This window comes from Pseudomonas sp. FBCC-B1667, from assembly GCF_059133255.1.
The window spans coordinates 4,557,170-4,570,907 of sequence record NZ_CP101437.1 but is presented as its reverse complement, the minus strand read 5'-3'; the positions used below and the strand labels follow the sequence as shown (position 1 = coordinate 4,570,907).

General features: G+C 63.3%; 2 protein-coding genes and 1 pseudogene. All 3 read left to right on the top strand.

All coding sequences use genetic code 11. The features are described 5' to 3' along the window. Window positions 1–12: 12 nt before the first annotated feature. A pseudogene (locus NL116_RS21065) lies at window positions 13–1,524 on the top strand (amino acid adenylation domain-containing protein); the annotation flags it as partial. After that, window positions 1,510–1,917: a phosphopantetheine-binding protein gene (locus tag NL116_RS21060; RefSeq protein WP_494378106.1), complete on the top strand. Its 408-nt coding sequence runs from the start codon at window positions 1,510–1,512 to the stop codon at window positions 1,915–1,917. The pseudogene NL116_RS21065 and the gene NL116_RS21060, both read left to right, overlap by 15 nt. Continuing rightward, a complete protein-coding gene (locus tag NL116_RS21055) occupies window positions 1,917–13,679 on the top strand; it encodes an amino acid adenylation domain-containing protein (RefSeq protein WP_494373872.1) in 11,763 nt (3,920 codons plus the stop codon). The genes NL116_RS21060 and NL116_RS21055 overlap by 1 nt, the downstream gene beginning before the upstream one ends. The last annotated feature ends 59 nt before the right edge of the window (window positions 13,680–13,738 follow it).

Genomic DNA, 13,738 nt, shown 5'->3' with positions numbered 1-13,738 from the left:
GCCGGGCTGCCTATGCTGCACGCGCCGCAATCCGACGCATTGATTCAGCACTGGAACCCGGCATTCGAGGCACAACCGTCGTCGCCAACCTTGCATCAACTGTTCGAAGCTCAAGCCGCACAACAGCCAAACGCCATTGCACTGGTCTACGCAGGCGAGCAACTGACCTACGCCGCGCTCAATGCCCAGGCCAATCGAGTGGCGCGCACACTGCGAGAGCAGGGCGTCGGGCCGGAAGTGCGCGTCGGTATTGCCACTGAGCGGGCGATGCCGCTGGTGGTCGGCTTGCTCGCGATTCTCAAGGCCGGTGGCGCCTACGTGCCGCTCGATCCGCATTATCCGGCGGAGCGCCTGAGCTACATGATCGACAACAGCGGCATCACGCTGCTGTTGACCCAACACCACTTGATCGACGGTTTGCCCTCTCGCGATGGCGTGCAGGTGCTGAATCTGGAATCGTTGCAACTGGACGCTTTCAGCGACGAAAACCTGCCAGCGCTGGCAACCCCGGACAACCTCGCGTACGTGATCTACACCTCCGGTTCTACCGGGCGGCCGAAGGGCGCATTGCTCAGCCATGCCAACGTCGGTCGTCTGCTGAGCGCCACCGCCGCCGAGTTCAACTTCGGCCCGGACGATGTCTGGACGCTGTTCCATTCCTACGCCTTCGACTTCTCGGTGTGGGAGCTGTTTGGCTCGCTGTGCACCGGCGGACGCCTGGTGATCGTGCCGCATGACATCAGTCGTGAGCCGCAAGCGTTTCACCGCTTGCTCTGCGACGAAGGCGTGACGGTGTTGAACCAGACCCCGAGTGCGTTCCGTCAACTGTTGCCGATTGCCTGCGCCAGCCCGCGCAGCATGGCCCTGCGGCAGGTGATTTTTGGCGGCGAAGCCCTCGACGTTGCGAGCCTGCGACCCTGGTTCGAACGCTTCGGCGACCAGCAACCCACCCTGGTCAACATGTACGGCATCACCGAAACCACGGTGCACGTGACCTACCGCGCGATTCGTCTGGCCGACCTGGACGGTAAGGCGCAAAGCCCGATTGGCCTGCCGATCCGCGACCTGCGCTGGTACTTGCTCGACAGCCAGTTGCAGCCGGTGCCGGTGGGCGTCGCGGGTGAGTTGTACATCGCTGGCGCCGGTCTGGCGCGCGGTTACCACGGGCGTTTCGGCCTGACCGCCGAGCGCTTTGTGCCAAGCCCGTTCGACACGTCGCAACGCCTCTATCGCAGCGGCGACCTGGCCCGCCAGCGCGCCGACGGCAGCATCGATTACCTCGGCCGCATCGACCAGCAAGTGAAGATTCGCGGTTTCCGCATCGAACTCGGCGAAATCGAAGCCGCGTTGCTGACCCAACCGGGCGTGCGCCAAGCGGTCTTAAACGTCCATAACGCCGACGGCGGAGCGCAGGTGACCGCCTACGTCGTGGCTGAGCAAACCCCGGATGACCCGATCGCCTGGCGCGATCACCTGCGCACTGCGCTCAAGGTCGATTTGCCGGATTACATGGTGCCAAGCCACTGGCTGCTGCTCGACGCCTTGCCGCTGACGGGTAACGGCAAGCTCGACCGCAAGGCCTTGCCAGTGCCGGATGCCGAGGACTGGCAACGTCCGTTCGAAACTCCCGAAGGCGATCTCGAGCAGCAACTGTCGGCGATCTGGGCCGAGGTGCTGGGCGTGGCGCAGATCGGCCGGCGCGACAACTTCTTTGAACTGGGCGGGCATTCGTTGCTCGCCGCCCAGGCCAGTGCCCGTGTGGAACTGGAACTGGGCATCGAGCTGCCGCTGCGCGCGCTGTTCGAGTCCACCGACTTGCAGGCTTACGCCGCCATGGCCGTGCAACACGTCCCGGCTGACAACGATGCACGTCTTGATGCGCTTGAGTCGCTTCTCGACGAGATGGAGATCAACTGATGGAACACACCACTGCCCAGCGTATCGCCCGCCGTTTCGTCGGCCTGCCTGCCGACAAGCGCCGCGAGTTTCTGAACCGCATGCAAGAGCAGGGCGTGAGCTTTGGCCAATTGCCGATCCTGCCGGCTGCCGAGGCGCAAACGAGCTTTGAACTGTCGTACGCGCAGCGGCGCCAATGGTTTCTCTGGCGGCTTGATCCGCAGAGCGCTGCGTACAACATCCCGGCGGCGTTGCGCTTGCACGGGCCGCTGAATGTCGCGGCGTTGCAGCAGAGTTTTGACGTGTTGCTGGAGCGCCATCAAAGCCTGCGCAGCCGGTTTGTCGAGAATGACGGTCTAGTCATTCAGACACTGGCCGAGTTCACATCGCTGTCGATTGAGCACATCGATCTGCGCGGCGAACCTCAAGAAACTCGCCTCGATCTCGCGATGAAAAACGTCGAGTTGGAAATCGCTCGCCCGTTCGATTTGCAACACGGTCCTTTGCTGCGGGTTAGCCTGTTGCAACTGGATGCCGAAGACCACGTGCTGTCGTTGACCCTGCACCACATCGTCACTGATGGCTGGTCGATGGGTGTGTTGGTGGAGGAATTCTCCCGGCTCTACGCGGCGCATTGCCAAGGGCAGAACGCAGCACTGCAACCGCTGCCAATCCACTATTCCGATTACGCCCTGTGGCAACGCCGCTGGATGGAAGCGGGTGAACTGGAGCGCCAGCTCAATTGGTGGCGCAACACGCTGGGCAGTGAACAACTGCTGCTGGAATTGCCGACCGATCGCCCACGCCCGGCGCAACCAAGCCAGCGCGGCGCGCGTCTGGATTTCGCCCTTGATGCCACGTTGGCCAGCGGCCTGATGACCTTGGCCAAACAGCGCGGTGTCACGCCGTTCATGTTGTTGCTGGCGAGCTTCCAGGCCTTGCTCTATCGCTACAGCGGCCAGCCCGACGTGCGCGTCGGCGTGCCGATGGCCAACCGCAACCGCGCGGAAACCCGTGGCCTGATCGGCTTCTTCGTCAACACCCAGGTGATGCGTGCCGAACTCGATGGACGCCTTCCATTCAGCCAATTGCTCGACCAGACCCGCACCGCGTCGCTGGACGCCCAGGATTATCAGGACGTGCCGTTCGAGCGTCTGGTGCAGGCGCTGCAAGGTGAACGCAGCCTCAGCCACAACCCGTTGTTCCAGGTGATGTTCAACCACCAGCAAACCAAACCGGCGGCGGTCAGCGGCTTGCTCGCCGGGCTGCGGGTCGAAGCGCTGAACGCCACGGCGCGCACCACGCAATTCGACCTGCAACTGGACACGCAGGAGGAGGGCGACAAGCTGTTCGCCAGCCTGACCTATGCCACGGATCTGTTTGACGCCGAGCGCATCAAGGACTTGGCCCGTCATTGGCGCAACCTGTTGGCCGGCGTGCTGGCGAACCCGCAATGCCCGCTCGCCGAGTTGCCGCTGCTGGACGCCGACGAGCGTCTGCATATTCTTGATGACCTCAATGACACCGCACAGGCCTATCCAGGCGAGGTCTGCGTGCAGCGTCATTTCGAAGCGCGTGTGGCTGACAATGCGGCGGCGACAGCGCTGGTGTTCCAGGGCCAGAGCTTGAGTTACGCCGAATTGAACCAGCGCGCCAACCGCCTGGCCCATCACCTGCGAGCTCAGGGTGTCGGCCCGGAAGTGATCGTCGGGATTGCCTGCGAGCGTTCGTTTGAAATGGTGGTCGGCCTGTTGGCGATTCTCAAGGCCGGTGGCGCGTATGTGCCGCTGGACCCGGAATACCCGCTGGATCGCCTGGGCTACATGATCGAAGACAGTGGCATTTCGTTGCTGCTGACTCAGGAGCATCTGCTGGCGCAATTGCCTACGCCTGATAACGTACGGACCTTGTGCCTGCGCGCCGAGGACGACTGGCTGAGCGATCTGCCGGGCACTGATTTGCCCAACCTCGCCATCGCCGAAAACCTCGCCTACGTAATCTACACCTCCGGTTCCACCGGCAAACCCAAAGGCGCGGGCAACCGGCACGTAGCGTTGCATAACCGTTTGGAGTGGATGCAAGACGCCTACAACCTGCTGCCGAGCGACCGCGTGCTGCAAAAAACACCGTTCAGTTTCGACGTGTCGGTGTGGGAGTTTTTCTGGCCTTTGACGAAAGGCGCCACGCTGGTCATCGCTGCGCCGGGTGAGCATCGCGATCCGCAACGCCTCGCCGCGTTGATCGTCGAGCAAGCAATCACCACGCTGCACTTCGTGCCCTCGATGCTTTCCGCGTTCATCGGTGCCGACGAGTCGTTGGCCTGCACCTCGCTGACACGGATCATTTGCAGCGGTGAAGCGTTGCCGATGGAACTGCAACGCCAGACCTTGCGCAGCCTGCCGCAAGTTAATCTCTACAACCTCTATGGCCCGACCGAAGCAGCCATCGACGTGACCCACTGGACCTGCGTGGAAGAAGGCCGCGACAGCGTGCCGATTGGTCGCCCGATCGCCAACCTGCGCACCTGCATCCTCGACAGTGAACTGCAACCGTTGCCGCTGGGCGCGGTGGGCGAGTTGTACCTCGGTGGCGTCGGCCTGGCGCGCGGTTATCACCGTCGCGGCGCGTTGACCGCCGAGCGTTTCGTGGTCGATCCGTTCGGCAGCGGCGAGCGCCTGTATCGCACCGGAGACCTGGCGCGTTATCGCGCAGACGGTGCCATCGATTACTGCGGCCGTATCGACCACCAAGTGAAGATTCGCGGTTTGCGTATCGAATTGGGCGAAATCGAAGCGCGCCTGCAAGAGCATGCCGATGTGCAGGACGCCGTGGTGTTGGCCCTCGACGGCCCGAGTGGCAAACAATTGGTCGCGTTCCTCGTGCCGCAGGATCGCGCACTGCTGGACGCCACTGCCGGGCAACAAGGCGCGTGGCGCGAAACCCTGAAAAGCCATCTGCTCGCCAGCCTGCCGGACTACATGGTGCCGGCGCAGACCGTGCTGATCGAACAAATGCCCCTCAGCCCCAACGGCAAACTCGACCGCAAACGCCTGTCCGCGCCCACCGCGCACGTCAGCCAGCGCGCCTTCGAAGCGCCACGCAGCGAACATGAACAGGTGCTGGCGCAGATCTGGCAGGACGTGTTGGGCGTGGAACAGGTCGGGCGTCAGGACAACTTCTTCGAACTGGGCGGCGACTCGATCATCTCGATTCAAGTGGTCAGCCGCGCGCGCCGTGCGGGGCTGAGCCTTCAACCGCGTGACCTGTTCCAGCAACAGACCTTGCAAGCGCTGGCCGCTGTGGTCAAAGAACACGCGGCACCGCTGGCGCAACAAGGGCCGGTGGACGGCGTGCAAACGCTCACGCCGATCCAGCGCTGGTTCTTCGCCGAGCCCATCGCGCAACGCGCGCACTGGAACCAGTCCGTGTTGCTGACCCCGCATGAAACCCTCGAGCTGCCACGCCTGCAAGCCGCGCTGCAACGCCTGCTCAATCAACACGATGCCCTGCGTTTGCGCTTCAGTCAGGTCGACGGCCAATGGTCGGCGCGTTATGTCGGAACCGACAGCTGCGATGTGATCGACATGCTCTGGACCGCCCGCGTGGCCAGTGATGCCTCGCTGGAATCGGTGTGCGATGAAGCGCAACGCAGCCTCAGCCTTCAGGACGGTCCATTGCTGCGCGTGGCGTTGATTGCGCAGGCCGATGGTTCCCAGCGTTTGCTCTTGGTGATCCACCATTTGGCGGTGGACGGTGTGTCCTGGCGGGTGTTGCTGGAAGATTTGCAAGCTGCTTACCAAGGACAAGAACTGCCGCCGAAGACCAGCGCTTTCCAGGCCTGGGCCGACAAGCTTGATGCCTATTCCCGTTCCGAAACCGCTGCTGACGAACTGAACTGGTGGCAGGCGCAACTGAGCGTCGCCAATGATTCGCTGCCAGCCGCCAACGCACACGCCCGTCAGGCCGGGCATCTGCGCCAGGGTGTCAGCATCGGGCTGGACCGCGAACAAACCCGCCAATTGCTGCAACAGGCGCCAGCGATCTACCGCACGCAAGTCAACGACCTGCTGCTGACCGCAATGGCCCGCACCCTCAGCCGCTGGACCGGGCACGATTCGGCGCTGATTCAGCTCGAAGGCCATGGCCGCGAGGAGCTGTTCGACGACATCGACCTGACCCGCACCGTCGGCTGGTTCTCCAGCCTGTTCCCGGTACGCCTGACGCCGACCGCCGACCTGGCCGGTTCGATCAAAGCCATCAAGCAACAGCTGCGCGAAATCCCCGGCAAAGGCATGGGCTACGGCCTGTTGCGCTACATGGGCGATGCGTCGACCCAAGCGGCATTGGCCGCGTTGCCGCAGGCGCGGGTGACGTTCAACTACCTTGGCCAGTTCGACCAGAGCTTTGCCGAAGACGCATTGTTCACCCTGGCCCGCGAATCCAGCGGTGCCGCGCAATCGGCGGACGCACCGTTGCCGAACTGGCTGTCGGTGGACGGTCAGGTCTATGGCGGCGAACTAAAACTCGACTGGACCTTCAGCCGCGAACGCTTCGACCTGGGTGAGATCGAAGCTCTGGCGGCAGATTTCCGGCATGAATTGCTGGCGCTGATTGCCCATTGCCTGAGCGATGGCGCAGGCGGCGTGACCCCGGCGGACTTCCCGCTGGCGCGGCTGACCCAGGCGCAACTCGATGGTCTGCCGGTGCCGCCGGCGCAAATCGAGGACGTGTATCCGCTGTCGCCGATGCAAGCCGGTCTGTTGTTCCACAGCCTGTATGAGTCAGAGTCTGGCGCTTACGTTAACCAGGTCAGCGTCGAAGCCCGTGGCCTCGATGCCGAACGACTGGGGCGCGCGTGGCAAGCGGTGCTCGACACCCATCCGATCCTGCGCAGCAGTTTCCACTTCCCCGACGGTTTTGAAGCGCCGGTGCAGTTGGTCCATCGTCATCTGCAACTGCTGATGACCTGTCTCGACTGGCGCGGCCGCAACGATCAGGCCGAAGCGTTGATTCAATTGATTGACGACGAACGCCTGCAACTCGATCCGACCCGAGCGCCGTTGATGCGCTTGACCCTGGTGCGACTCGACGATGAGCGTCAGCAACTGATCTACACCCACCATCACCTGTTGCTGGATGGCTGGAGTAATTCGCTGCTGCTGAGCGAAGTCTTGCAGCGCTATGCCGGGCAGGAAGTACACGCACCCACCGGGCGTTTTGCCGATTACATCGGCTGGCTGCAACGTCAGGATGCGCAAGCTGATGAACTGTTCTGGCGCGAGCAACTGGCCAACCTCGACAACCCCACTTTGTTGGCGCAGAGCCTGGCCCATGGCGGCGGTAAAAACCTGTCGACGGCAACGTTCGGCGACCATCGCCAGACGTTCGACGTCGCCACCAGCCAACGTTTCAGCAAATTCGCCCGTCAGCAAAAAGTCACGCTCAACACTTTGGTCCAAGGCGCGTGGGCGCTGCTGTTACAACGCTACAGCGGCCAGCGCAGCGTGGCGTTCGGCGCGACCGTGGCGGGACGACCAGTGGATTTGCCGGGGGCCGAAAGCCAGCTGGGGCTGTTCATCAACACCTTGCCGGTGATCAGCACGCCGGATGCGCTTGAAAGCGTCGACCAGTGGCTGAGCCGCTTGCAGGCGCAGAACCTCGAACTGCGTGAGCATGAATTCACCGCGTTGAGCGATATTCAGCGCTGGGCCGGGCGTGCCGGCGAGGCGCTGTTCGACAGCCTGCTGGTGTTCGAGAACTTCCCGGTGGCCGAAGCGTTGCAACAGGGTGCACCGGCCGGGTTGAGCTTCTCGATTCCGCAGAACCATGAACGCACCAACTTCCCGTTGACGTTGGCGGTGACTGCCGAAAGCCAGCTCAGCCTGAACTGGAGCTACCAATGCGCTCAGTTCAGCGCCGAAGCGATTGCCCGCATGAGCGAGCATCTGGCCGCGCTGCTGACGGCGATGGTCGCCGCGCCACAGGCTGCATTGAGTGAACTGGAGCTGCTGACCGCAGCAGAACGCGCGCAACAATTGCTCGAGTGGAACCCCGCGTTCACCGCAACGGAGAACCCGCTGTGCGTGCATCAATTGATTGAGGCCCAGGCGGTTATCCGCCCGCACGCCACGGCGGTGATCTTCAACGACCTGGAACTGGGCTTCGACCAACTCAACCGTCGCGCCAACCAACTGGCCCATCGCCTGCGCGCATTGGGCATCGGCCCGGAAGTGCCGGTCGGCCTGGCGATGCAGCGCTCGCCGGACATGATCATCGGCTTGTTGGCGATCCTCAAGGCCGGCGGCGCCTACGTGCCGCTGGACCCGGCATATCCGGCTGAACGCTTGCGCTACCTGATGGAAGACAGCGGCATTGCGCTGCTGATCAGCCAGTCGTGGCTGCGGGAAAAACTGCCGCTGCCGCAAGGTCTGGCGGTGCTGGAAGTCGACCGCGAACCGCTGGAATCGATGGCTGACACCAACCCGGTCAACCTGACCTGTGGTGAAAACCTCGCCTACCTGATTTACACCTCGGGCTCCACCGGCCGGCCGAAAGGCGTCAGCGTCGCCCACGGTCCGCTGGCCATGCATTGCCTGTCGATTGGCGAGTTGTACGGCATGACACCGGACGACCGCGAGCTGCAATTCGCCTCGATCAGCTTCGATGGCGCCCACGAACGCTGGCTGACGCCGCTGGTATTCGGTTCGGCGGTGATGCCCCGTGACGATGAGTTGTGGAGTGTGGAGCGCACCTGCGCCGAGATCGAAAAACACCGCATCACCATCGCCTGTTTCACCCCGAGCTATCTGGCGCAGATCGCCGATTTCATGGGTGAGGCGGGGCGTGATCTGCCGATCCGTTCCTACACCCCGTGCGGTGAAGGCATGGCCAAACATGCCTTCGATGAAGTGCAGCAGGTGCTGCAACCGAAACGCCTGATCAACGGTTATGGACCGACCGAGACGGTGATCACGCCGCTGATCTGGCTGGCGTACCCGGGTACCGAATTCGACTCGGCGTTCATGCCGATTGGCCGGCCGGTCGGTAAGCGCAGCGCCTATATTCTGGACGGCGGTTTGCAGCCGCTGCCGGTCGGCGTCGCGGGTGAGTTGTACCTGGGCGGCGAGGGCGTCGCCCGAGGTTACCATCAACGTCCCGATTTGACGGCTGAACGCTTTGTGCCGGATCCGTTCGTGCCGGGCGCACGTTTGTATCGCAGTGGCGACCTTGCACGGTTCCGTGCCGATGGCGTCGTTGAGTACCTTGGCCGGATCGACCAGCAAGTGAAGATTCGCGGGTTCCGTATCGAACTCGGCGAAATCGAAGCCTGCCTGCTTGAACATGAAGGCGTGCGTGAAGCCTTCGTGATCGACCGCGACGGCCCGGTCAGCCGCCAATTGGTCGGTTACGTGGTGCCGTGCGATCCGCTCGCCGATGAGCAGGACCTGCGTGAAGCGCTGACGGCTCATCTGCGCAGCCGATTGCCGGCGCACATGCTGCCGGCGCATTTGATGTGCCTGGCCGCGTTGCCGCTGACGCCGAACGGCAAGCTTGATCGCCAAGGCTTGCCGGCGCCTGAGGCCACTCGGCAGCAGCACGATCACGTCGCTGCCGCGTCGCCGGCCGAAGCGCTGCTGGTGGACATCTGGCAGGAACTGCTGGGGCTGAAATCGGTGGGCGTCACCGAAAACTTCTTTGAACTGGGCGGGGATTCGATCATCTCGCTGCAAGCGGTGAGCCGTGCCGGGCAACGCGGGTTGGTGTTCAGTCCAAAGCAACTGTTCGAACAACAGACCATCCGCGCGTTGGCCGCGGTGGCCAGCAGTCGTGAAGCCACGTTGGTTGACGCGCCGACAGTCCCGGCGTTTGCGCTGGTGCCGCACATCGACGTTGCCGCCCGTGAAGGCCTGCAAGACGTGTATCCGTTGTCGCCGATGCAGCAAGGCATGTTGTTCCATTGCCTGGACTCACCGGAGCTCAACCCTTACGTCAACCAGCTGAGCGTGGCGGTGGACGGTTTGCAGGTGCCGCGTTTCCGCGCGGCCTGGCAGGCCTTGGTTGAGCGTCACGAAGTGCTGCGTGCGGCGTTCCGCTGGCGCGATGGCTTGGCCGATCCGCTGCAAGCGGTGTTCGCCGACGTTGAGTTGCCGATTGAAGAACTCGACTGGCGTGAGCGTAGCGACACTGAGCAGGCGTTGAAGGACCTGGCGGCAGCGGAACAGGCCAAGGGTTTCGACCTGAGCTGCCCGCCGTTGATGCGTTTCATCCTGGTGCGCCTCGGTGATGACCGTTACCAGATGATCTGGATTTACCACCACTTGCTGCTCGACGGCTGGAGTGCCTCGCGGCTGTTGGGCGACATGCTGCGCCTGTACCACAACAACACCTTGCCGACGCTGACCGGTCGTTACGCCGATTACATCGCCTGGCTGCAACGTCAGGACGGCGCACAGGCCGAAGGCTTCTGGCGCGAACGCCTGGCGTTGCTTGAAGAACCGACCATTCTGGCCAAGGCCTCGGGTGCCGCAGGTTCCGGCCACGGCGTGATGTACAGCAACCTCGACAGCGAGGCGACGCGCAAACTGCACAGCTTCGCCAAGCGCCAACGCGTGACGCTGAACACGCTGGTGCAAGGCGCCTGGCTGCTGCTGTTGCAACGCCACAGCGGCCAGCGCAGCGTAGCGTTCGGCGCCACGGTGGCCGGGCGTCCGACCGGATTGGCCGGGGCGCAAGACATGCTCGGTCTGTTCATTAACACCTTGCCGGTGATCCAGACCCTTGATCCGCAACAGCCGTTGGGCGAGTGGCTGCGCGAGTTGCAGGACTACAACCTGATGGTCCGCGACTACGAGCACACGCCGTTGTCGGACATCCAGCGCTGGGCCGGGCAGGGTGGCCAGGGCTTGTTCGACAGCATCATCGTGTTCGAAAACCATCCGGTCGACCGTGCGCTGCGCGGCGGTGAGGAAGGTGAGTTGCGCTTTGCCGAGGTCGGCAGTGGCGGCGTGACCAACTTCCCGATGGACTTGATGGTCAGCGCCAACGAAGAAGGCCTGGAAGTCGAATACCTGTTCCTGCGTGATCGCTTCAGCGACGTGGACGTGGAGCGGATTCGTGCGCAGCTCGAAGGGTTGTTGCGTGCGTTGCCGGCGGATGCGACGTGTCTGCTTGGCAATATTGGCTTGCCTGAATCGCGCATCAGCCTGCCGCAAGCGTCGATCAACAGCACCGATGTGCTGCACGCGTTCAATCAGCATGTACAAACGCAGCCGCAGAAAATCGCCTTGGTCTGCGAGGATCGGCACGTCAGTTACGCCAGGCTTGAGGCGCAGGCGAATGGCCTGGCGCAGCAACTGATCAATCGGGGTATCGGACCGGAAAGTCTGGTGGCGGTAGCGTTGCCGCGTTCCGAACGCACGATTGTCGCGTTCCTCGCGGTGCTCAAGGCCGGCGCGGCTTACCTGCCGCTGGACCTCGCGTACCCGGCCGAACGACTGGCTTATATGTTGAGCGATTCGGCCGCGAGCCTGTTGCTCTGCGACAGTGATCTGGGCGAACGGCTGCCGTTGGCGGATAGCCCGCCACGCCTGCTGCTCGATCAGTTGCGCGTTGCCGATAACGTGGCGTGCCCGGTTTCCAACCCGTTGCCGGGGCATCTGGCGTACCTGATCTACACCTCCGGCTCCACCGGTCAACCGAAGGGTGTGGCCGTGGAACGTGGACCGATTGCCCGGCATTGCCGCGGCATCATTGAGCTTTACGAACTGGCACCGCGCAGCCGTGAATTGCATTTCATGTCGTTCGCCTTCGACGGCGCTCAGGAGCGTTGGCTGAGCGTGCTGTTAGCCGGCGGCAGCCTGGTGATCCGCGAGGACACTTTGTGGACCCCGGAACAGACCCTTGAGGTGTTGCAGCGTCACGCCGTCACCGTCGCCTGCTTCCCGCCGGCGTACCTGCAACAAATGGCCGAAGTCGCCGAGCGTCTGGGCAATCCGCCAGCGGTCGAGGTGTATTGCTTTGGCGGCGACGCGGTGCCGGACGCCAGTTTCGAACAGGTCAAGCGCGCCTTGCGTCCGCAGCGACTGGTCAATGGCTATGGCCCGACCGAAACCGTGGTCACGCCGCTGTTGTGGCGCGCCGAAGCCAGCGAAACCGGCGACGCGGCGTACGCACCGATTGGGCGCGGCGTGGCCGGGCGTGGTGTGTACGTGCTCGACGCCGACCTCAATCCGTTGCCGGTGGGCGTCAGCGGCGAGCTGTATTTGGGCGGCGAATGCCTGGCGCGGGGTTATCACCAACGCCCGGGCATGAGCGCCGAGCGTTTCATCCCCGATCCGTTCGACGCCGGTGGCCGCATGTACCGCACCGGCGACCTGGTGCGCCAGCGCGAGTGCGGGTTGATCGACTACCTGGGACGGCTCGACCAGCAAGTGAAGATCCGTGGTTTCCGTATCGAACCGGGCGAGATTGAAGCGCGTCTGCGTGAGTGCGCGGGCGTGCTGGATGCCGCCGTGGTGGTCCATGACACGCCGACCGGCAAGCAATTGGTCGGTTATGTGGTGGCGGACGGCGCAGTCGGGCTGGATCGTCGCTTGAAGTCTGAACTGCAAACACAACTGCCGGATTACATGGTGCCGGCGCGGATCATGCTGCTGGAGCGCTTCCCGCTGTCGGCCAACGGCAAGCTTGATCGTCGTGCACTGCCAACCCCTGAATGGGCGCTGGGCGGCTACCGTGCGCCGCGCAATCCGCTGGAAACAGCGCTGACCGCGATCTGGCAAGAGGTGCTCGGCGTGCCGAACGTGGGCATCGATGACAACTTCTTCGAACTCGGCGGCGATTCGTTGCAGGTGCTCAAAGTGATTTCGCGGGTGCGCAGTCAGCCGCAATTGGGCTTCGAATTGAAGCTGCGGGATCTGATGCAGAAACCCTGCATCGCCGAACTCAGTGGCTATCAGGTGGCAGAACCGGCGACCGCGCCGGACCCCTTGCTGGCGCTGAATGCGCGAATCCCCAACGTGCCGGCGCTGTTTTGCCTGCACGCGGGTTTCGGCACGGTGTTCGATTACGAGCCGCTGGCGCGACGTCTGGAAGGACGGCGCACGGTGTACGGCGTTCAATGCCGGATGTTGCTGGACCCGCAGTGGCAGGACGAGTCGCTGCTGGCCATGGCGCAAGCCTATGCGCAGCGGATTCGCAGTCAACAGGCCAAGGGGCCGTATTACTTGTTGGGCTGGTCGCTGGGCGGTGCGTTGACGCAACTGGTTGCTCACGACCTGGAATCCCGGGGTGAAACGGTTGCGTTTGCCGGGCTGGTCGACAGCTACGTGGCAGGCACCGCTGAAGCGGGGGACTGGCGCGAGGATCTGGGCGACTTCCTGACGTTTGTGCTCGGGTTGCCGGCCGATGAGGCACAGGCATTGATCGCGCGGAAAGCCGCTGACTTGGACGAGCGCGCGGGCTCCATTGCCGTGATCGAGGCGGCCCTGCACGGTTCCAATGAACAAGTCGCATTGGGCGCGGGGGAGCTCACGCAGATCTTCGCTACCGGTTCACGCCTCAAGCAATTGGCGCTGGCACATCGGCAGTTGCCGGTGGTTCAAGCTTCGACGCATCGCTGGTGGATAGCTGAGCGCGACGAAGAGCGCAGGGTGTTCGAGGCGCAGGTCGGCAGCCGAGGCGTCGATCGCCTGTTGGCCGGCGGGCATTACGAATTGCTGCGTGGTGATGAGTTGCTGAATGAGTTGGAAGACTTGCTGGAGCGCCGGATGGCCATTGCGTGAACGAACGATGAAAAACCTGTGGCGAGGGGGCTTTTGTGGCGAGGGGGCTTGCCCCCTCG

What these genes read in the sequence shown, in the direction of transcription:
- NL116_RS21060 (WP_494378106.1), top strand. Translation starts at nt 1,510, where the DNA reads ATGGTGCCAAGCCACTGGCTGCTGCTCGACGCCTTGCCGCTGACGGGT.
- NL116_RS21055 (WP_494373872.1), top strand. Translation starts at nt 1,917, where the DNA reads ATGGAACACACCACTGCCCAGCGTATCGCCCGCCGTTTCGTCGGCCTG.